The organism is Profundicola chukchiensis (genome assembly GCF_029664245.1).
Classification (GTDB): Bacteria; Bacteroidota; Bacteroidia; order Flavobacteriales; family Weeksellaceae; genus Profundicola; species Profundicola chukchiensis.
In genome coordinates this window covers 138088-158408 of record NZ_JANAIE010000007.1, presented here as the reverse complement: position 1 = coordinate 158408, position 20321 = coordinate 138088, and the positions used below count along the sequence as shown (strand labels likewise).

Annotated in this window: 22 protein-coding genes; 1 reads left to right on the top strand and 21 read right to left on the bottom strand. The window is 30.8% G+C overall.

Annotated elements, in window-relative coordinates:
- Positions 1 to 65: 65 nt before the first annotated feature.
- The 21 genes from NLM59_RS10155 to NLM59_RS10055 all read right to left on the bottom strand — a co-directional run bounded on the left by NLM59_RS10155 (position 66) and on the right by NLM59_RS10055 (position 18599).
- Positions 66 to 209, bottom strand: coding sequence for a hypothetical protein (locus NLM59_RS10155; protein WP_304417671.1), 144 nt, complete (start codon positions 207 to 209; stop codon positions 66 to 68).
- 623 nt (positions 210 to 832) lie between these two features.
- Entirely contained in the window at positions 833 to 1255 is a 423-nt protein-coding gene (locus tag NLM59_RS10150) for a PH domain-containing protein (RefSeq protein ID WP_304417670.1), read from the bottom strand.
- A gap of 633 nt (positions 1256 to 1888) precedes the next feature.
- The gene (locus NLM59_RS10145) at positions 1889 to 2515 is read right to left on the bottom strand and encodes an FEKKY domain-containing protein (protein WP_304417669.1); all 627 of its coding nucleotides are present in this window, start codon (positions 2513 to 2515) and stop codon (positions 1889 to 1891) included.
- 199 nt (positions 2516 to 2714) lie between these two features.
- A complete protein-coding gene (locus NLM59_RS10140; RefSeq protein ID WP_304417668.1) occupies positions 2715 to 3929 on the bottom strand; it encodes a porin family protein in 1215 nt (404 codons plus the stop codon).
- 394 nt (positions 3930 to 4323) lie between these two features.
- Positions 4324 to 4725 (bottom strand): hypothetical protein, encoded by a 402-nt coding sequence (locus NLM59_RS10135; protein WP_304417667.1) that lies wholly within the window; start codon positions 4723 to 4725, stop codon positions 4324 to 4326.
- Positions 4726 to 4874: 149 nt separating this feature from the next.
- Complete coding sequence (locus NLM59_RS10130; RefSeq protein WP_304417666.1) at positions 4875 to 5405, bottom strand: hypothetical protein; 531 nt, start codon at positions 5403 to 5405, stop codon at positions 4875 to 4877.
- A 134-nt stretch (positions 5406 to 5539) separates the two neighbouring features.
- Positions 5540 to 6022 carry a PH domain-containing protein gene (locus NLM59_RS10125; RefSeq protein WP_304417665.1) on the bottom strand — a complete coding sequence of 161 codons (483 nt, stop codon included), beginning with the start codon at positions 6020 to 6022 and terminating at the stop codon, positions 5540 to 5542.
- A 403-nt stretch (positions 6023 to 6425) separates the two neighbouring features.
- On the bottom strand, positions 6426 to 6599 hold the full coding sequence (locus NLM59_RS10120) for a hypothetical protein (protein WP_155949966.1): 174 nt from the start codon (positions 6597 to 6599) through the stop codon (positions 6426 to 6428).
- A gap of 176 nt (positions 6600 to 6775) precedes the next feature.
- Complete coding sequence (locus tag NLM59_RS10115) at positions 6776 to 7201, bottom strand: hypothetical protein (RefSeq protein WP_304417664.1); 426 nt, start codon at positions 7199 to 7201, stop codon at positions 6776 to 6778.
- 220 nt (positions 7202 to 7421) lie between these two features.
- Entirely contained in the window at positions 7422 to 8204 is a 783-nt protein-coding gene (locus tag NLM59_RS10110; protein WP_304417663.1) for a hypothetical protein, read from the bottom strand.
- A gap of 699 nt (positions 8205 to 8903) precedes the next feature.
- On the bottom strand, positions 8904 to 10037 hold the full coding sequence (locus NLM59_RS10105) for a tyrosine-type recombinase/integrase (protein ID WP_304417662.1): 1134 nt from the start codon (positions 10035 to 10037) through the stop codon (positions 8904 to 8906).
- 971 nt (positions 10038 to 11008) lie between these two features.
- The gene (locus tag NLM59_RS10100) at positions 11009 to 11254 is read right to left on the bottom strand and encodes a PLD nuclease N-terminal domain-containing protein (RefSeq protein WP_304417661.1); all 246 of its coding nucleotides are present in this window, start codon (positions 11252 to 11254) and stop codon (positions 11009 to 11011) included.
- Positions 11255 to 11541: 287 nt separating this feature from the next.
- Positions 11542 to 12528: a hypothetical protein gene (locus NLM59_RS10095; protein ID WP_304417660.1), complete on the bottom strand. Its 987-nt coding sequence runs from the start codon at positions 12526 to 12528 to the stop codon at positions 11542 to 11544.
- 249 nt (positions 12529 to 12777) lie between these two features.
- Positions 12778 to 13227 carry a hypothetical protein gene (locus NLM59_RS10090; protein WP_304417659.1) on the bottom strand — a complete coding sequence of 150 codons (450 nt, stop codon included), beginning with the start codon at positions 13225 to 13227 and terminating at the stop codon, positions 12778 to 12780.
- Between the two features lie 78 nt (positions 13228 to 13305).
- Positions 13306 to 14025 (bottom strand): glycoside hydrolase family 25 protein, encoded by a 720-nt coding sequence (locus NLM59_RS10085; RefSeq protein ID WP_304417658.1) that lies wholly within the window; start codon positions 14023 to 14025, stop codon positions 13306 to 13308.
- 190 nt (positions 14026 to 14215) lie between these two features.
- Positions 14216 to 14965: an AAA family ATPase gene (locus NLM59_RS10080; protein WP_304417657.1), complete on the bottom strand. Its 750-nt coding sequence runs from the start codon at positions 14963 to 14965 to the stop codon at positions 14216 to 14218.
- Positions 14966 to 15109: 144 nt separating this feature from the next.
- Positions 15110 to 15538 carry a DoxX family protein gene (locus NLM59_RS10075; RefSeq protein WP_304417656.1) on the bottom strand — a complete coding sequence of 143 codons (429 nt, stop codon included), beginning with the start codon at positions 15536 to 15538 and terminating at the stop codon, positions 15110 to 15112.
- Between the two features lie 51 nt (positions 15539 to 15589).
- Positions 15590 to 15793, bottom strand: a complete 204-nt coding sequence (locus tag NLM59_RS10070; RefSeq protein WP_304417655.1) for an AraC family ligand binding domain-containing protein — start codon at positions 15791 to 15793, stop codon at positions 15590 to 15592.
- Between the two features lie 20 nt (positions 15794 to 15813).
- Complete coding sequence (locus tag NLM59_RS10065) at positions 15814 to 16659, bottom strand: TlpA family protein disulfide reductase (protein WP_304417654.1); 846 nt, start codon at positions 16657 to 16659, stop codon at positions 15814 to 15816.
- A gap of 158 nt (positions 16660 to 16817) precedes the next feature.
- The gene (locus tag NLM59_RS10060) at positions 16818 to 17441 is read right to left on the bottom strand and encodes a class I SAM-dependent DNA methyltransferase (protein ID WP_304417653.1); all 624 of its coding nucleotides are present in this window, start codon (positions 17439 to 17441) and stop codon (positions 16818 to 16820) included.
- Positions 17442 to 17864: 423 nt separating this feature from the next.
- The gene (locus tag NLM59_RS10055; protein WP_304417652.1) at positions 17865 to 18599 is read right to left on the bottom strand and encodes a leucine-rich repeat domain-containing protein; all 735 of its coding nucleotides are present in this window, start codon (positions 18597 to 18599) and stop codon (positions 17865 to 17867) included.
- 796 nt (positions 18600 to 19395) lie between these two features.
- Here NLM59_RS10055 and NLM59_RS10050 point away from each other — a divergent pair.
- Positions 19396 to 19797 carry an HU family DNA-binding protein gene (locus NLM59_RS10050; protein WP_304417651.1) on the top strand — a complete coding sequence of 134 codons (402 nt, stop codon included), beginning with the start codon at positions 19396 to 19398 and terminating at the stop codon, positions 19795 to 19797.
- The last annotated feature ends 524 nt before the right edge of the window (positions 19798 to 20321 follow it).

Here is a 20321-nt window from a genome sequence, read left to right as displayed (position 1 = left end):
CGGGGTCGAATATACTTTTCACATATTATCATTGCTATAGACATTTGAATCCTTCGGATTCATAATTATAACCATATCTTGATTCTACGTAAGAACATATTCAATGCCGTTTCTTTACTCCACGGATTGATAACAACAGTTAGAATTTCACTCTTATTAAATCCGATGTAAAATCCCGTAGGGATTAAATGCTTATAATAACTACTCATTATGACTGGTTTACGACCCCATCGGGGTCGAATATACTTTTCACATATTATCATTGCTATAGACATTTGAATCCTTCAGATTCATAAATTGTTTATCATTGTTTTTTATAATTTTTTGAACCCTTCGGAATCATGATTAACTACTTTAGATAAAATTGAGCGTCGATTTTCAATATTATTTACTTTGCTATTCTTGAAAGGATTAAATGTTTATAATTCCATAATTCGTAATGGTTTTTCGACCCCATCGGGGTCGAATAAACTTTCGCATATCACCTAGCTATAGACATTTGAATCCTTCAGATTCATAATTATAAAAATATCTTGAATCTACGTAAGAACATATTCAATGTGGTTTCTTTACTCCACAGATTGATAACAACATCTAGAATTTCACTCTTATAAAATCCGATGTAAAATCCCGTAGGGATTAAATGCTTATAATTCACATAATTCGTGACGGGTTACGACCCCGATGGGGTCGTACATTCTTTTCTCCTATTATATAAGAAATTCCTTAATTTAATACATCTGGAAATTTAGTAGACCTTCCCCATTTCAAGCCAATAGGCCATTTCTCTTTCTAGTATAGAATGCTGCAGCAGTTATATTTATCAGGGCATTTATTCCGTTATTTTTATTTCAGGATTCAATTTCATTAAGTCCGAAATCAGCTCCTCATTGTTTTTCGGTGCAATATAAACTTCATCATATTTATTGAACTTTATAATAAGTCCTTTTCTCGCCAATGCTGGTTTAATTCCACTCCACTTTGTTTTTCCTTTAACAATCTCATTGATATTCGAAATCTCTATTTTTCCTCTTATAAACCCAGAGCGATACATCAATTCCTTATTTTCTATTTTATAAAAGGTGTCGAAATAGATCCAAAATATTAAAACTAATGGACTCAATAAGGGTAAGAGTATAAAAGGCTTTTCAGTAAAAGTATTCTTGTCAAGAAAGAAAATAGCAATGGGTAATAACACAGATCCAATTACTAAATAATTGATAAATCCTTTTCTATTTGCTTTATAAACTTTCATTCAGTTTGCGTTTTCTCTAATTACTGCCAACAACGTCTAATATTTGAAAAGTAGGCGATTTAAAAGCACTAAACTTTCCGTTGAGATCAAAATTTGAGACTGGACAAAAGAAATGATTTTATTTCTATTTCACATATTTTTATATGCATTGCTAGCAGTAGTTCTCTCATTAAAAATTTCACTAACAAGCGAACTTATATACTTTGTCTAATGATTTTCAATAGCTAATTTCTATCGAAACCACCTCTCGCCTATTAAATATATTAAACCACTTTGAGTTGCTTATTAAGCATATGCATGATCAATCTAAATCATCCGCATCTTTAAACAAATTTATGCGCATCTTGTGTTGAGTTTATGCGCATCTTCAAGAAAAAAGCTCTTGTACTTTTTCAAAAAAGCTCTTGTGCTTTTTCTAAAAACCTTTTGAGCTTTTTTATAAAAGCTTTTGAACTTTTTTTTCAAAACGTATGATGAATAATCCCCTTTATCTTGATAACGATGGGCAACATGCATAACATCTGATTCGTCATTAAGAAGTTTTACTTGTTAAAACCCTATAATTCAAGGCTTTAGTTTGAATAAGAAGAATTGAATGAAAAAGCTTTAAAAAGTAGATTTGATAAACAGTCCTTATTTAAGACCGAAGGGCTTTGCTTTCAATTCATTTATCCAATTAGATCCGTATTTTTTGTTTAAAAAGTCAAAAATCATCTGATTATTTTCAGTGGCTTTTTTGAATGACAATGGATCAACCAGACAATTTTCTTTTATAAGTCCAATGCCATATTTTTCTTTAAACGCTATATATTCCTCTGGTATTGTAGCATCAATCCCGTGCATGATAAAATTTATCTGTTCGTCCGATATTCTTTCTTCAATTTGATCATCACTTAAATCTGTTTCTAGATTCATTGGGAAAGAATAATTTCCAACACTTTTGGAATCATATTTTTCCACAAGCTGAATAGTGATGGAGTTTTTTCTTTTATTAATTCGAACTGGATAAAATGTATAAGCCGTAAAATCATCAGCTACAAAACTGAATTGATATTTTCCTTTATGAGGCAAGGTAATCTTGAAGTTTTCCGCCTTAGTAATTTCGATTTTCTGATTTAAATCTATGATTCTAAATTCACCTGAAGTAAATTCTTTGTCCGTTAAGTTTTCGAAAACCACTTCGGCTATAATTTCTTTTTCAGTTGCGCTGACAACAGAAACAGCTAAAACTAAAAACAGAGAAAAGAGTATATTTTTCATAATATTTATTTGAAGACGGTTGTTATTTTATAAAGTTGCGTAATTCAATTTATAAATGACTTATTAACAACCTAATACATCAAATTTAGCAAATAAAAACCGAAATAAATCTGTGTTTTGATAGCTATCGGGATTCGCAAGTAGGTTTGACCTTAGTTTATAAAAAACATTACTTCTTAGATATTTTATCGCTTTAAAATCAGAAAAGTGAATATCCGAAAATTAAAGAAATGCTTTTAAAATCTGAATTCCAATATAAGTAGTTTCCTAAGACTTCTCTTCCTGCATGATATCTTAACTCTAAACTATACCTATCATTTTGTTTAAAACCAACCCCCATGGCGAAGTTATTATTTGTTTTAATTTCTAACGAGTTAATATAAGAGCCATCATTTCTAACTAATTCAATATAGGAATTTGAACTAAAATCAAAAATATAAGATGCATTTATAAACATTTTTGAATTGTCATTTAGAAATAAATAATGTCTTAAGCCTACTGGTATTTCAATAGAACTATAATCAACAGTGGCTATTACCTCTCCTCCTGCTACATCGCTCACATTAGTTCTAGCTTCGGCATTATAACTTTGATAGGTTGGCTCAATAGCAATAGCCCATTTATTTTTGTTGAAAGGTAAAATAAACTCAGCTTCTACTCCTAAACCAAAGTTTATCTTATTTTCGAAATCATTTTTTTTGAAATAAGAGTTTACAATCGCTAGAGATGAGCTATTTACACGAGGTCTAATCGTAAAATTAAATACATCTCTTTCTTGTTTCTCTTCAAAGTTCACATATTCTTGTTGATCACATTTATTAACATCTACAAAATATTTTAGCAAGTCTTTTTTTGTATAATTTAATTTTTCAATTACATCCATTTTGGAATTCGAACATTTGACATCTTTCCAAAGCTGTTGTCTAAATCTATTGTTTTCACCTATATTATTTTCTGAAAATTTATATTTTTTATAGATGAGCTGCTCAATATCTGAATTTTCTATATTGTAAAAGTATCTTGTTACATTATTATCTACATACTCATATAAATTTGAATTACCTTCAACTAATACTTTCAAAAAAAGTTCTTCTTCTTGAAATATAGGATTCTTGTCATGACTTAAATTAGTGATATTATTACTAGACCTATCCATATTAATATTCGTCCCAACGTATTTTGAGGTATTATAAATTCCGAATTCTTTGACAGTTTTTGCTGTGGCAAATTTAGGCTGTGAGTTCTCTTCTTCTTTATACTCAAATTGAGTAGGATTCTTTCTCCAATCCAGATTCTTAATTAGAACCTCTGTTTTTTGATCATTAATATCAATGAAATATCCCTTTTCAAAAGAGATTTGTGAATAGCAATTATAACTTAAAATTGCTGTTAAAAGAAGTAAAAGTTGTTTCATTATTTGAGTTTGTAATTATTTGTCTGTCTTAATTTAGAGCTTCATAATAGTCGGATAAATATCTGTTCCAAAACTAACATCGCTTATAAGTATATAAATCTAAAAATTAAATTTATTGCATACAAGCATATCTTTAAGATTTGTTAAAGAAATTGTATTAGCTAAATATATTAATCCTAGAGTTCCGCTCGTCTTATTAAAATTGATCTTTTGAAGTGAGATAATCAATTTTATATTTAAGATTTTCCAATATACAGTTTGGATATATTGAGTTAGTTAAGCGATTAAATTCACAAAAGAAAACTAAAAACACCTATCCCGATAGCTATCGGGATTCGTAAGTAGGCGAGAACCAGCCATTAATTATACACGGTGTTGTGCAACGTTTTTTCTTTCAGTTTGTAATTCCGATTTCAGAAAATAGTTTTTTCAATTCAGCAAATTCCGTTTCAGATTTTAATTCTGTTAAGTCACGTTTCTTTCCGTTTTTTAATTTCAGAGAGAATTGTTTCTTTCCGAATATAGATTTTTTAGTTAATCGCTCAATTTTTTCAATCGGTATTTTATCGGAAGTAGATTTTTTAAATATAAAAATGCACAAAATTATTAATGAGATAATTCCGACTATAAATAATATAATTTCTATGAATCCGATTCCAGTTTCATTTATGTCAAGTAATTGAAAAACTGCACTTATCAAATTTAAAATCATTACAATTTTTAATAATAAATAATGACTTCTCAATTCATCTTTAATTTCGATTGATTTATCTATTTCATTATATTTTATTTTCATTTTCGATGTTTTTGATAAATGTTGCACAACGTTTATGTATAAGAATAGTTGCGGGTTTGTATGCGAGGAATTTCAGAAGGAAATACAGACGTTACAAACTTGCAACGACCTTTGATTAAGCACTAAACCGCAATTATTTTTATACGGTGTTAGGCAATGTTTTTTATTGCACTTTCTATTCGGTTTATGTTTTCAAGATTTTTCCCATAGTCGACTAACGTTGTTTTCAATTTTGGACTGCTTGAAATCTGATATTCAAAATCTGTTTCATTTTCGCTTTTCAATATTATTTTTATTTCCTCGCCCCAAGATTTCCAAGTCATACCTGATTTTAGCAAAATTCCATTTTCAATTTCCGTCATTTTCATTTTTCCAATTATCGGATCAGTTTTTAATTTATTTACAAGGTCAGTTTTATTCAATCCTGTTTTCAGATTTCTCGATTGATTTACTCCAACATTATTATTAGTGATTTCCTGAATCCCGTTTTTCTTCAGTCTGTATCTATGAAATGACACTAATATTAATGACATAGTGATTCCAAAAAAGAAAGTCATAAATAAGTATTTCCATAATCTAAATCCATCGCCATCAGCCAAATCAAAACCTAGCATTATCAATCCGTAAGGTATTCCTGTTAGCAAAAAGGTCTTTAAATACAATTTTGTAATTGGTTTCATAAATGTTCGTTTTAAATATTGCCTAACGTTTCGTGTATGAGCAGTGGCGTGGTTTGTCACAGACAATTGCAAGCAGGTACTTGCCAGTGGAAAATCCGCAGGATTTTCCAAGTAGGCATAAACCCAGCCATAACTTATACACGGTGTTGTAAAACGTTTTTTATATCCTTTATCAAATCTTGTGGTCTTTCAGAGCTAATCGTATATTTCTTATCATTGGTTATAATTCGAACCATATTTTTTCTGTCATTTACCATACTTATTGAGTCGTCCATCGTATTTCCAATATATCCAAAGACACCTTTACTTCCGTAAGTCATTGATAAATTTGAAAAGTCCAGTTTTTCAATTTTGATAATATCAGAAAAAGGTATTTCTATTTTTCCTATATTTTTTTCAAGAGTTAGATGTTTTTCTTCTATTAATATTTTTTTAAGTGAGTTTGCGTAAAAATAAATCAGAGTACTTAAAATTATTAAGGAAATAATTATTCCGCCTATTATTCCGTATTTTTCGTTTAGAGTTAAGATTGATAAAACAACAATTCCCATCACAACCACAGTTCCAATTGTAATTAGTTTAACACTAAATGAGCTTTTACTTTTATAGTTTTTCATATTTCATTCGTTTTTTTTTTTCAAATGTTTTACAACGGTTTTGTGTAAGGAACGTTGCGATTTTGTATGCGAGGATTTTCCGCAGGAAAATCAGAAGCTAGCAAAAGAGCAACGACCAAACGATTGAACTAAAATAAGCAATGTTTTTTACACGGTGTTACCTGCTGTTGTTTTTCGTTTTTACTTTCTTAAAATTCAAAAAAAATGCAAAAACCAAACCAGCGAAAAACTCCGCTTATTTTTACAGTTTAGTTTTTCAATTCCACAAACTTGCTCAATTCCGTTTGAGTGTTAATTCCGCAACTTGCTAATTTCTACTCACAGTTCGATTTTGGTTTTCAATTCAGATTGCGATTCCGTATACGAGCTAAAAAATCCGACGTGAATTTCATTCAGAATTCAGCTATTCGTTCTTAAATTTTCTTTCAGAATATTGTCCTAATTGATATGCAATTAAAATTGGAATTAAAGCAAAAGCCATATACTTTTCTAAAAGTCCATATTCTGATAATGCTATTAATATTGCAGTTGAAACAATAATAAAAATTAAGTCAAATGTTCTTTTTTTTATTTTCATTTAATTAAGGTTTGAGTGAGTTCCGCAATTGCAGGTAACGTCTTGGTGTATGTTTTGTTGCGGATTAAGTTAGCGAAAACTTTCGAACTTGTTCGAAAACTTTATTGATTGGCACGAATTTTCGGTACGAAAATTCAGCCAGCAATAAAATATACGCCTTGTTGCCTACAGTTTTTTTATTTTCGATAAAATTCAATGGTTTTCAATAGTTTGTTTGCAGTAATTTTTAAGTCTGTAATTTCAAAATCAAAAAAATCATTATTTTTAGTTACAATATTCAAATATTCAGAGTGGATTAAATCAGAACTTAATCTTTCCACATTTACTTCTTCCACTTCATCCCAACTAATAAATTTGCCTTCAAGGTTTATTCCCCTTGAATTAATCATTATTTTAGTTTCAGTGTCAAAAAATTTCCGTAGGTAGTATATCAAGTTTAGAGAACCTATTATAATCAGAAAAATTGAAACTTTTATATTGTAATTTCCAAAGTATGAATAGAATGCTATTCCGAGAATTACTATGACTATAATAAAATCAAAACCAATTGAAAATTTTGAAATTCCAATTTTAATTTCTTTATTTCTATTTAAGCTTGACATTATGTTTTTTAAATTGTAGGCAACGGTTTTGTATATGGCTCGTAGCGTGTAAATTAGCGATAACTATTCGGTTGAGCACGAGCCAAATTTTTTAATTTTCTTATTACCTTTTCTTTTAAATAAGCCAAATTAAAAAATTTGGCGGACTTCGCAAATATGCCTAAACTTCCGATTAAACAACTGCCTAGCTATGAGCTATATACGTTGTTGTGCGTAGTTTTTATATTAGTATTCTAAATATTATTATTGTGCCAATTGTCAATATTAAAAGTGGTTTTGATATAAAATTTATTTCCAATTCAGCATTTTCTAAATTCTGTTTTCTATATTTTTTCATTGTGCTGAAATAGGTCATTGGCATAAAAATAGTCGGCAATAAGCTAATCCAAGTAACAACTGGTAAACTCAATATCGTTATAAATATTATTGAAAACCAAATTGGATAAAAGAAGAGTTGTTTCTCATTTTCTTTCTGCACGAATAAATCTTCATTTTTATAAAATCGGAATTCTTTTGAAAGGCTTGAAAACAACTTGATAATTATAACAAATGATATGACAGCAATAACAACTGAAATAAAAGTTGGAATGTTTAAAAAATCGAAAACTTGACCTGTATCTCCATTTTTTACTATTGGTGCGATTAAAATGTAGCCTAAAAACATAAGAATTCCATTCATTCCTAACCAAAGCATAAAAAGTTTAAGAAGGGATGGTTTTAAAATCTTAACAGATATTAAAAGAATAATAATTCCAAATATTAGGCTGAAAACTGGCCCAATTCCAGCAATTATTGCTTTTTGAAATTCAGTAGCATTTTCAGTAAGATAATTAACATAATTGTGATGTAATTCGGGATTCAGTTCAAAATATTTAGCCATTAAAAAATGAGCGAGTTCGTGCAAAATAGTTCCAATAATGGTTGTTGAAACGACAATCAATGTAGAGTTTATAGCTAACGCTTTATTTTTGATATTCATCTTTTTTTTTATCGGTTTTGACATTTCAAAATTCAGGTTAAAACATTAAAATATCAAATTTGATTTTCCGAATTGTTGTTATTTAGCGATGAGTTGTTCAAATTACGCACAACGGTCAAGTATAAGCGTCAGTTACGGGTTAATATGCGTTAATTTTCGGTTTAGTACAGATGTTAGCAATTCCGAGTGGATTCGGACGTAGTCGAATCCGCCGTAATTGCGGTTATACATTGTTGTAAAACGTTTTTTATTCATTCGGTTCTTACAAATTTTCCAGAATGTGAAATCACGTGCAAATTCACTCGCATTGTAAATTCGATAGTGTCATTTGTACAATTCGTTATTTCATAATATGGTTTTCCGTGCGACATTAATGTCTTTTGAAATTCAGTTAACGAGTCAGTTTGTCTTTCCAGCGATTTAAGTCGGAATGAGTTTTCACCAAGATTTTCAATAATGTAATTCCGATTTTTAACAGAGTTTATTTCCGTTAAGTTTTGTCCATTTATTTCAAACTCAAATTTTGGATATTCCGAAAACTGTTCGTCATAAATGACTTTATATTTTCCGTCTTTTAATTCGCAATTATTATCAGCGCATTTAAATCCGAAACTTATTAAAATCAATAAGTATAGTGTTTTTTTCAAAATGTTTTACAACATAGTTATAAACGAAGTTTTAATGGAATTATGGCTGTTATATTCACCTTGTACGACAAAACCACTATTTCTTCGATTCATCAAATATAGTATTTTCAAATAAACTATCCAATGGACTTTTTAAGGTTTTGTTGCTAATACCTAATACTCTAGTATAAACTTCGGTTGTTTTGCTGCTAGCATGTCCTAATGCGCTCTGTATATATCGAATGTTTACACCCTGCTGCATTAAGTGCGTTGCGAAGCTATGTCGCAGCGTATGTGGGGTGCTCCAAGGGTTGCTATTGGTTTCCTTAACGGCCTTTCTGTAAATATTTTGAATACTCTTAGCAGAATATTGCCCACCATCTTGCCCTTCAAATAACCAATAACTGGGTCGATACTTTTTATAATATTCTCGTAAAAGCTCTAACAGATAGGGACTAAGCACTGTATGTCGGTCTTTTTTGCCCTTGCTATCTTTTATAAAAATATAACCATCGTCGCTTCGAATGTCCGTTACTCGTAGACGGATAACTTCACCAACTCGAAGACCAGCAGCGTATATAATATGAAGTATAGCCTTGTGTTTTATGTTTTTAGGTTGGTTTAATATTAGACGTACTTCGGCTTCACTTAACACATTAGGAAGATTCTTGCTTTTCTTTGGCCGCGTTATGGTGTAATATTCCCTAGGCATTTCCAAGGTGTGTTCATAATAACACTTAATCGCGTTTATTAGTAGGTTCTGTTTCTGCTCACTGATACTGTATTTGCTAATTAAATAAAAAATAAAGCCCTCAATTTGTTCCTTACTAATTGATCTATAGTCTTCACTTTCAAAATAACTTAAAAACTCACTTAATCCGTGTTGATAGTTCCGAATGGTAGACTGGCTGAAACCTTTTAAAACCATCTTCTGGTGATTTCGGTCTAATTCAATTTGTATTTTTTCTGTAAGAACAACCTTTGGCATTTTTGGAGTTGGCTTTAATTGCTCAATTCGCAATTGGTCTCCAAACAATTCTTTAGCCAATGCAATATTAGACTCAGTGTTTACAATACTCCACAGTTTTTGATGCGGATGATAGTATGAAGTATTCAACTTCTTAAAAGCCTCGCGTTTATCCTTTAACGGATATGGAATATAAAACTTTACCCGACCAGCATTAGGAAGTGGTAGATACATAATAGGTTGATTTTTGTCTCGTGTTTCCATAATATTTTGAAATATTCCTTGCTCTAAATTAACTTGAAATACACACAAAATTGGATTGTTAAGCGATAATAAACGGGAATAAGCGTATATAACCGTTAAGAACGAATAATGTATATTTGTTTAAAAACCTGATGTGTAATGGAACGAAAATGTAAAATTTGCGAAAAAACGCTCCGAGGAAGAGTAGATAAGATCTTCTGCTCTGTAGACTGTAAAAACCATTATCATAAAAATGTACGTTTTGCAACCAAAACTGCAGCAATTGAAATTAATGGTTTTCTGAAACGGAATTATGCTATACTTTGGGAGTTATTAGGTAAAAATAAAACGCAGATAAAAGTGTATAGAAACACGTTGGAAAAGAAGAAGTTTCGATTTAAGTATCACACACATTTCCACATAAATTCAAAAAACAAAATGTTTCATTATGTGTATGATTTGGCTTGGATGGAATTTTCCGATGATGAAATTTTAATTGTGCGTAACAAGTAAATGCTTTCATTTATTTTTTCTCGCACAACTTCCATCATGCATTTCAATCAGTCTTTAAAATTGTCAATCTTATTTTTACTTGATTTAAATTTCATCAATTCATTTTCTGCATAGGCATTATACGGCATTAAATCATCCTGATTAAATTCAAAATTATAACTGATTAAGATAAATGAAAATATCAATATATTAGGAATGTAGAATTTCTTTTATACCTAAAATATTTCATTTTATAAATCCCTATTAAAATAACTTAAACTTTTCCAAAGATATTGGCTTTTATAACGCACAAGGGTTTAGAATAAAAGAATTAGAGTTGTAAATAAGAAATTAACTTTCGGATTAAGCTCGAGCCAAATTTTTAAATTTTACTATTTGTTTTTTTGAAAATCGCAAAGACATAACGCAACATTTATAAATTCTGTTGTGTAAAACCCCCGCAAGAGTAAATTCAGCTTTCTGTTCCGGGCTAGAATATTTTATTCAGTTATTTTTAACTCCCTTCTATTAAAATTCGGTTGGAATTTTCTAGGTTCTTTCGTTACATAATTTTTTCTCAATTGAAAATACATGATTGAGCCTAAAACTGGGAAAAACAGAACAGCTAAAAACCAAATTGTATTCATATGCGGTTTTTTAAATCTCGAGCTTGTTATGTCAATAATTGCCCAAAACCATAATACCATGGTTAAAATCACAAATCCGATAATCAATGTTAATTCCATAATTTTATTTTTTAATACTTAATTTTCCTCTTCAGCGCAATTTTTGTTTCAAATTGCGTAGAACAACTAGAAATAACTCTCTAAGGTGTTAATTTCTATTATGTTTTTATAAATTTAACAATAAAATCCTAATCTCTAATATTTATTTTAATTTTCTTTTGAAATCTTAAATGGCTGATATTCTTTTCTATATGTTATTCTACTAATTAAGTTATTTCATAAGCAATAAATCTCAGCGAGATAAAAAGAAACAGTTGTATCGTAAGTTGAGTATACTTTTTTAGATGTTATAAGTTTGAAATACGAAGTCCATATTGTTCAAAATGCTCTATTAAATAAGCTTTTTCTTTTGGGGATTTATTATAAAACGGAATAGAAAACTCGATGTAATCAGGATAAAGTTTTCCCTTAAAATTAGCGAATGAAGTCTCCCCGTCCCTGAATTTGACATTGAAACTAATATGGTTTTCTTCTTGCTTTAACCATATACCAATATCTTCCCTAAACTCTCCTTTTTTAATAATGCCATAAATATATTGATGATTATAATCGACGGCTGTGTAAGTGATCTCCTTTGGGATTTGAGCCTCATTATTCTCCCACACAAGCGGTGTAAATGGGAACGTCCAAGCACCTACATAGGAATAATATCCACTGCTTAGCATTTCGAATGTTTTCTTAAAGAAGTTAGGATGTGAAAGTTCTTCCTCCTTCCAACTACCGGAAATATTTAGCTCGTCCGGCCATAGATAATGTGCTAATTCAGGAATAAATTTCACACATTCTTGCTTTACTTCTTGTTCTCTTTTTTGCATCCGCAATGACTTTTCATAATAAGGAGATTCCTTGTCCTTAATAACTGAATAATCATACAAACACAGCTTCTTTTTCTCATCTAAAAAAGTGAATAAATAACCTCTATGACGTTTTGATAAGGAGAAGTAGTTTTCCTTGTAAAAATAAAATACCGTGGTTTCAATAAAAGATTCTCTGATGCCTGTACCTTGTTTGGTGACTAATGCAAAGGAATAATCACCAGGCGGAGGAAACTTCCCTTTTTCCCATGTGGCTGGAGCGGTTAAAACGAAACTTCGTCTATGCTCTTGAAAGGGAGCTACAAACTTATTCTCCTCTTCTTTTGAATTTGCCCAAAACCCACAATCCTCCCATATTTCTTGCATGGCTTTAATATCTTCGGGCTTGTCAGAATCTTTCAAAACACGCAATAAGTCGTATATATGCTTAGATTTTCTTAACTCTTCTTTTGTTTTCATAATCTGTAGTTTGAGTAAAGTATTTCAATAAATTGATATTCCAGATCTATCATGACCTCCCAATCAGCCTTCTGGAAGTGTAAAAATGATAATACTCCTTTGACTTTAAAAATACAAAAAGATGAAAACTTCCTCTATATTTTAGCTAACAGTTTTTTAGTTTAAACAAAGAAATTATGCTGTTGGTGGTTAGCAAATTCCGTTTTATGTAAAATATAAAGAGCTGATTAAGTAGTCAAGCTTTTCATATCATTCTAGCTCAATGAAATTCCTCTCAAAAGCCGATAAATCGCTGTTTTTATCCGCCGAATTTTCGAAACCCAAATTAAGAATTAACCACTGACCATCTACTTTACCGATCCCATAAATTCGGGTGAATCCATCTTTTAACCCGTATCGAAATCCATTAAAATCTTGACTTTGTGATTTAAATCGTATCTCAGCTTTTTTGGAATAATTTATCTGCCCTTCAAGTTGAGAAAATAATTGTTTGTGAAACCCCAGATCAATCATTTCTTGATTTAAATAAAGCCATTGAGCTGAAAACCCATTACAATCTAAGATTTCGTATTGAGATTTAGCGATACAGTTTTCTGGAACTTTAATCTCTGTCTTTGCGTAGGTTAATGTGTCAATTGATTCTTGCCCATCAACGATTGATAAGAGAAATATGGTTAATAGAAGTAAAATATTTTTCATAATTAATTATTTAAGCTTTTAGATCTGATGGCATAGATGCTCTAAGATATATAGCCATTGCCATTTAAAATACACTGTTTATTTCTTCAGGTATTTATTCCATTCATCGTAGGTCCCGTTAAAGGTATTGATATCAACCCAACCATCTGCCCCATCTAATTTACCTTTGTGTGAGTGCTGCCAAAAGACCCATTCTTTTTCAATATTTGGTTTTTTGCTAAATGAACAAATCCAGACTTCTTTATTATCAAAGTTCCCTTCAATATATTTTTTATAACTGCTCTCATTCGAATAAATCATGATTTTACTCTGTGTTGAATTTTCAACTGTATTAATAAACTTTGAAATTTCTGATACGACTTCTTCTTGGGACTTGGATGATAGATTCCCCCACTCTTCAACGTCAATAACTAATGGAAGATGGGTTTCTTTATCTTTTATATTTTGTAGAAAATTATGGGCTTGCACTACTCCATCTTTATTGAATCTAAAAAAATGATAAAACCCAACCGGGAATTTATTTTTAATAACATTTTTATAATTCTCTTCAAACTTGGGATCGACAAAATTCTCTCCTTCAGTTGCTTTTAAATACACAAAATCAATATTCTGCTTTTGGATTTCTTCAAAATCAACTTTACCCGTATGTGCAGAAATATCAATTCCTGTAACAGGATACTTGTCCTTGTCAATGTTTATTCCATGTGGAATAAAAAACATTCTATAAAGTACAATAACCCCAATGATAATCAATGAGGTAACAGATATACCCAATATCAAACAGCCCTTCTTTTTCATATATAAGTTAAAGTTTATGTGTATGCTTAGTTGCGGGTTTAAGTAACTAATTTAGTAAATAAACTCAAATAGACATGAGCGAGGTCAACTGTTTAGATCAAAACCTGCAACTCAATATCTATCTAGATTTGTAAGCAGAAAATTACAAGTCATTAATTTAAAAAGCTGTTAACTGTAGTTTTTAGTTTCACTATTCCTTAAATAACTCGTTGAGCATTTTTTTAGGATTATCCAGAAATGCTTTGGTTATTTGATAATGATCCGTATCCTCATATTTAACTCTTGAAATTTCTTTATCATTAAATTCATATATAACGGCTTCAGGATAGGCTAATAAAATTGGCGAATGAGTTGCTATGATGAATTGAGAAGAATCTGAAATTAGATGATTCATTCTTCTTAATAATGCAAGTTGACGAGTTGGAGAAAGAGCTGCTTCAGGCTCATCAAGTAAATAAATCCCTTTTCCGCCAAACCTATGAAGAATTAGCGATAAAAATGATTCGCCATGAGACTGTTCATGAAGAGATAATGAGCCATAAGAGTCTATAATTCTAGCTCCTCCACGAGGTTCTTTGTCTAATTCTTCAATATTTGTAGCAACGTTAAAGTAACTTTCTGCTCTTAAAAAGTAACCATCTTTTGGTTTTTTATATGATTTAGCAATCTGTAAATATTCATGCAGATTTGAATGGGAATTACGTGTATTGAAGTTAAAATTCTTTGAACCACCTTCTGCATTAAAACCTAATGAAATAGCTATTGCTTCTAGCAAAGTTGACTTTCCACTACCATTTTCTCCCACAAAAAAAGTGACTTCTTTACCTAGTTTTATGGTTTCCAATTCACGTATGGCTGGAATTGAAAACGGATAGCTTTCCTTATTTTCAATTTTATGACGTTTTAAGCTTAGATCTATGATATAGGGTAAGTCTTTCATTTTTTTAATGTGGCAAGATGGTTTGGCTTAACTTCGTTTTAATGTAGTTTAGGTTTTGTTAAAAAGAGTTTCAATTCAATAGTTATTCCATAAACCAATATAGCAAATGTAATACCTCCTAACTTAAAGAATAGCCTAGCGATTTTAAGATTTTCTTGTTAATTTATTATCTAACGACCATTTTCCGCCCCCTTTTATGATAAGGAACAAACTACCTAGCAACATGGCCCAATCGGTTCGGCTGCCATGCATCATTGCCCAAAATCCTTCATTAGCTAAAACTTCTAATTTTGTAGTAGTCAGAGCAACCATCATAATTATGAGTGTTGGAATACTTGCCAACCGTGTCAGCAAGCCAAGTAAAATGAATATGCCACATACAATTTCGACTGTACCGACAAATGAACCGAGAAATTCTGGTGATGGAAGTCCGATTTTTTCAAATCGACCTGCACCTCGAATGGCTGGAAATAATAGTTTTTGAATGCCTTCTGAAAGGAAGACCACACCGACCATTAAGCGAATGATGATGGTGGTTTTAGAGTTGTCTGAATGGATTATTTTTTGAAACATTATTATTTATGATATGATGATTGTCTATAGAGTGGTTTCTTTACTGTAAATTCAAATAGTGAATACTACGGGCGGCTTTATCTCGTATTCTTTTGTGTCAATAGTATGCGACCCTTGTCCTTTAGTCCGATAGATGATTTCAAAATAGCTGTTGTGCTTATGTGGAGAAGTCTTTCGTATATGCTTTCTGAATGGAGCTATTTTAATTTCTTCGGTCTGTCGGGTTTTATCTTTAATTTCGAATTCTGTTTTCATTTATACTTAGCATACGTCTTTTACTGCATTGGAGGTGGTGTAGTAAGCTGCACTTGCTCTGTTAAGTCTATTTCATTTTCTAAAAAATCAATCATCAATGAAGCATTATTCACTACTTTTCTTATAATTCCATTTTGATCGATAATGATATGCGTTGGATAAACATATAAACCTAAGGTTTCAGTTATGAACTCACTTTGATTGGGAATTACTTTATACTTAAATTCTTTTGTTTTCATGAATTTTTCTAAGGCTACTTTTTCATCCAAAGCTATACTTAAGAAAACAATATTGTCTTTTTCCTGGTATTTATCGACCAAGTCATTAAGTTCTGGAAATTCTAATATACAAGCCTTACAGTTTATAAACCAAGTTTTTAATACGATGGTTTTGCCCTTGGTATTTTCGTTACTATAAGTAACGCCTTCTAAATCAGTAAATTCAAATTCAGGAAATTGACTACCCAACATATTATAATATTTCAAGTTTTTTTGAGATTCACTCTTTATAGTTGATACAATATTTTTATTGGTAGTAGAATCAAGTTCAAATAGCTTGTAGGTATTTGAATTGTCATTTGAATCAATTTTTAGCGGAATATAATTCCCTGTAGTTAATTGCTCTAGAAATTGCTTTTGCTCAATCGTATCCGATTCTTCGTTGAGTCCCGTAAAGTTAGAAGACAGTAAGATGTATTCATTATGATAGGTCCACCACTTATTAAAGTCAGATACTACATCATCAAAAGCCAGATTGGGCTCTATACTTGCGACTGGCTCGGTATTTTCCTGGATTTCTCCTTCTACTTTGCAAGATAAAAGAAGAACGGAAAAGATTGAAATTGAAATTATTTTGATAATTCCCATAGCTAATAGTTTTAACACAACTAACTAATACCAAGTTGCGCGATTAAGTAACTAATTTAGGTATTAATTACTAGTAATAGCATTTAATTACTTCATTAAACTTGATTTCATTAAAAAATAAAGCCAGGAATTAATAATTTGTTAAGCCAATGATTATTCTACTTCTGGAAAACAAAGGAAATTAAACGTGGAATACCGCTTTTAGAACGATCATCAAACCACTCCTCCATTTCTAATAACTGAAAACCATTCTTTTTAGCTTCATGTAAATATTCGCTTAGGTGGTGCGTATAAACTTCTAATTCCTTGCTTCCATGCTCTGTTTCATAGCGCGCCTTGCTTCCTGTGTATTGTTTAAAAGGATGTAATTCACTAATGAAAAACAATCCATTGTCTTTTAGCTTTTGATAAGCTTGATTAAAAATATGATCAAGGTCTTGTATATGTTCTAGGGTCAAACTACATGTAATTAAATCCGCAAAATTGTTTTCGATATTCCAATTTTTGGTTAAATCAGCTTTTTTGAAAGTCACAGCCTCATGACTTATTTTTTCTCGTGCTATTTTTAGCATTTCTAGAGAAAAATCTAACCCAATGATTTGATTAGCTTTTTCTAATAAAAAACTTGTGTTCATAGCTGTACCACAGCCTAATTCCAAAACTTTCTCAAAATCAAATTTCTGCAAGGTTTCTTGGGTCGCGATTTTATCTAAATCTCTGGTGCGATTTTCATTTAAATCATACTGCTGAGCCCATTCGTTATATGCTTCTTCAACACTCATTTTAACTTATATTATGCCTAGCTATTTTACTCATTTTCAATAAATAAACTATTGAATTTATATTTCATTACTTCAATACTCCTACCCTAACTGGTCAAATTCATTCATCAGAACCCTTTAATCCCCACTTGATGACAAGAATTAAAAACTGTAAAAAACCTATGCTCCAAAATGGGAAATCTTAGAAAAGTATATAGAACTTCAAAGTTATCTACAATTCCGATACTACTCTCAACCCGGTCAATTTCAATGGACATGGATATTAAGGGTAAAATAAATCCAAATAAAAGTAAAATAATTAAGCATCCTAACTTTCCTAACAATTCCTTTTTCCAATATATAATATTAAAAAGAATCAATATCCCAATTACCGCAAAATCAAAATACCCTATATTCACTATTCATCTTATTGAAAGTAAGGTTTTATTCGGTGCAATCTCCATTCAAGATATCTTCCACCGTAGGATTATAAGCATTAAACCTAGCAGCGAAAATATGTGGTTCTGGATTTTGTTCAATAAAATCAGATAAAGCACAAAAATCATACAATGAGTCGTTCGAAGAAAAGTCCATTCCTGTAGAAGTATTTATATTATCAATCGCACTTATATCCGTTAGGTTGACATTTTCTAGAACGAATAAATTGTAAACACTCGTCAAGTTCTCTAGTCCATTAAAACTCGTTAAGGCGTCATTATTTGCAATAAAAAACTGAGTTCCTACTTCTGAAAGTTGATTTAGCGCTTCTAATGAATTCAAATCATAATTATGTTCGATGCGTAAGCTATTCTCTACTTTTGATAAGCGGTTGAGCCCGTTAAGAGAAATTAAATCAACATTATTAGAAATGTTTAAAAACTCAACTTCTGAGATGTTTTCAAGACCTTCTAAAGAGATTAAATCGGCATTGTACTTAATGATGATGGCATCAACCTTTTCTAAACTGGATAAACCAGATAAATTTTCAACCCCATAAGCATAATTGACGACCAAAGTGCCATCGATTTCTTTATAGCCATTTTCTGCGAATGAATCTAAATCCTCTTGAGAACGAATTTCATAGTCACCTTCAAATACGTCAGAAGAAATATTAAAATCGTCATCTTCGTTACACGAAAATAGCGCTAGTGCCAATAGAATTAAGAAGTGTTTTTTCATTTTAAGTTGATTTTAATTTATTTTAAATATTTATGTTTTAGACAAAAGCCTCTACTTTTCATTTTAAACCATATAATTCTTTAATGGCAGTAGATTTAGATATACTTCAAACTGAAAAGGACTACAATCAGAAATTTTAAATTGTTTTGAATTATTGAAGTCGACCCAATCGCAACTCCCAGAAGGATAAGTCCATAAAGAAGTTAGAAAATAGTTTTTCATTAATGTTTTTAATGTTTCTCAACATACAGACAAAGTCTTGTCAAAAGACAGAATCCTTTACGAATCATTAAAACTAAAAATTAAACACTGGGCACACAAGATTTTTTAATGATTTGTTTATAAATTAAAGAAACTAAAATAATTAAATCTCTATGCATTTAATTTATGAGATTAGAAATCAAATAATTATTATCCATGAAAATTTAGTTATCATCTCCCACTAAAAATACTCATCATGGTTTTAATGGCTGAGCAGGATATATAATAGGCAGTAGATGAACATTTGTTTTTCAAAACCTTTCTATCGATACTAAGGTCAATATTTTTCAGCCTTTTTGTCAAAGATTTCTATCCCTATCGAGGTATTCTTATATATAAAAATTGATTCTACCAAAAAATATTTAACAAAGGCATAATTTATACACAATGCCTTCAGCTAAACCTTCTATTTTTATCCCAATTGTTATCTAGAGCCATGGTTTTCCGGGTTTTATATCCCGCTCGATGTAACCGATATACAAATTATCAGCTCGTAGTTAATTGGGATAAATTATAAAAGTAAAATTTAAAGACTATGAATATACATAGTAAACTTAAAGTTCCTCTTGTAATTCAAGAGAGACAAAATCCGCAGGATCGCACAGAGCCTGCGAAGTTTTACCTACAAGCGGTAAAAAGTGGTAATTCTGACCTAAGAAGGTTGGCTTACTTGATCTCCATACAGTCCACAGTTCGCCAGGCGGATTGTCTGGCAGTATTGGATGGTTTGGTGTTAAACATGATGGATGAGCTTGCACAAGGCCGGGCAGTACAACTAGGCGATTTAGGAACTTTCCAAGTAGCAGTTAGCTCCTCCGGGAGTGTGACGCCAGAGGAAGTGAACCAGAGCAATATTCGCCGCACTAAGTTGAACTATCGTCCGAGCATGGTGCTTAAGAAGTGGCTCAAAACCCTCGAGTTTAGTATCCAGACTTAGTTGTTTACGCTATTTATAGTTGTGAGTTAAAGCCTGATAAGTATTTATCAGGCTTATTTTTTGTTAATTAATGCTTGAAATTCATCAAAAAACTCACTGACGAGTTTTTTTTCTTCCGTGAGTTTGAATAAAAACTCACAGAGGAATATTTTTTTTGTCCGTGAGTTTAGACAACAACTCACTGAACAAGAATTTTTTCTTCCGTGAGTTATTTAAAAAAGTCTTTGATATAGATTTTTAAAGCTTTCACAACAATATTTTAAATCCTTTGATAGAATACCTCAATTAAAAGCAATTGCAATTCCCTATAGGAATGATTTAATATCTATGTTATTTACAAAGTTATTCTTAAGCTTATTGCCAGCTATTCTTTAATGGAATCTTTTAGAAAATTATAGGTTTGGGTTTGGTATATTATCGAAATTCATTGAGGATTTTATTAGGTTCCCTTTCCCCTAGGGATGGATTATTTATAAAATCTATTAAATTAGAGATATGTTCGACCCAACGGTAGTTGTATTACG

Coding starts and splice junctions, on each gene's coding strand:
- NLM59_RS10095 (WP_304417660.1), bottom strand. CDS start 12,528: ATGAAAACAAAAGAAGAGTTAAGAAAATCTAAGCATATATACGACTTA.
- NLM59_RS10105 (WP_304417662.1), bottom strand. CDS start 10,037: ATGGAAACACGAGACAAAAATCAACCTATTATGTATCTACCACTTCCT.
- NLM59_RS10065 (WP_304417654.1), bottom strand. CDS start 16,659: ATGGGAATTATCAAAATAATTTCAATTTCAATCTTTTCCGTTCTTCTT.
- NLM59_RS10080 (WP_304417657.1), bottom strand. CDS start 14,965: ATGAAAGACTTACCCTATATCATAGATCTAAGCTTAAAACGTCATAAA.
- NLM59_RS10150 (WP_304417670.1), bottom strand. CDS start 1,255: ATGAAAGTTTATAAAGCAAATAGAAAAGGATTTATCAATTATTTAGTA.
- NLM59_RS10115 (WP_304417664.1), bottom strand. CDS start 7,201: ATGTCAAGCTTAAATAGAAATAAAGAAATTAAAATTGGAATTTCAAAA.
- NLM59_RS10135 (WP_304417667.1), bottom strand. CDS start 4,725: ATGAAAATAAAATATAATGAAATAGATAAATCAATCGAAATTAAAGAT.
- NLM59_RS10070 (WP_304417655.1), bottom strand. CDS start 15,793: ATGAAAACAGAATTCGAAATTAAAGATAAAACCCGACAGACCGAAGAA.
- NLM59_RS10130 (WP_304417666.1), bottom strand. CDS start 5,405: ATGAAACCAATTACAAAATTGTATTTAAAGACCTTTTTGCTAACAGGA.
- NLM59_RS10145 (WP_304417669.1), bottom strand. CDS start 2,515: ATGAAAAATATACTCTTTTCTCTGTTTTTAGTTTTAGCTGTTTCTGTT.
- NLM59_RS10120 (WP_155949966.1), bottom strand. CDS start 6,599: ATGAAAATAAAAAAAAGAACATTTGACTTAATTTTTATTATTGTTTCA.
- NLM59_RS10140 (WP_304417668.1), bottom strand. CDS start 3,929: ATGAAACAACTTTTACTTCTTTTAACAGCAATTTTAAGTTATAATTGC.
- NLM59_RS10085 (WP_304417658.1), bottom strand. CDS start 14,025: ATGAAAAAGAAGGGCTGTTTGATATTGGGTATATCTGTTACCTCATTG.
- NLM59_RS10055 (WP_304417652.1), bottom strand. CDS start 18,599: ATGAAAAAACACTTCTTAATTCTATTGGCACTAGCGCTATTTTCGTGT.
- NLM59_RS10110 (WP_304417663.1), bottom strand. CDS start 8,204: ATGTCAAAACCGATAAAAAAAAAGATGAATATCAAAAATAAAGCGTTA.
- NLM59_RS10125 (WP_304417665.1), bottom strand. CDS start 6,022: ATGAAAAACTATAAAAGTAAAAGCTCATTTAGTGTTAAACTAATTACA.
- NLM59_RS10050 (WP_304417651.1), top strand. CDS start 19,396: ATGAATATACATAGTAAACTTAAAGTTCCTCTTGTAATTCAAGAGAGA.
- NLM59_RS10100 (WP_304417661.1), bottom strand. CDS start 11,254: ATGGAATTAACATTGATTATCGGATTTGTGATTTTAACCATGGTATTA.
- NLM59_RS10075 (WP_304417656.1), bottom strand. CDS start 15,538: ATGTTTCAAAAAATAATCCATTCAGACAACTCTAAAACCACCATCATC.
- NLM59_RS10060 (WP_304417653.1), bottom strand. CDS start 17,441: ATGAGTGTTGAAGAAGCATATAACGAATGGGCTCAGCAGTATGATTTA.
- NLM59_RS10155 (WP_304417671.1), bottom strand. CDS start 209: ATGAGTAGTTATTATAAGCATTTAATCCCTACGGGATTTTACATCGGA.
- NLM59_RS10090 (WP_304417659.1), bottom strand. CDS start 13,227: ATGAAAAATATTTTACTTCTATTAACCATATTTCTCTTATCAATCGTT.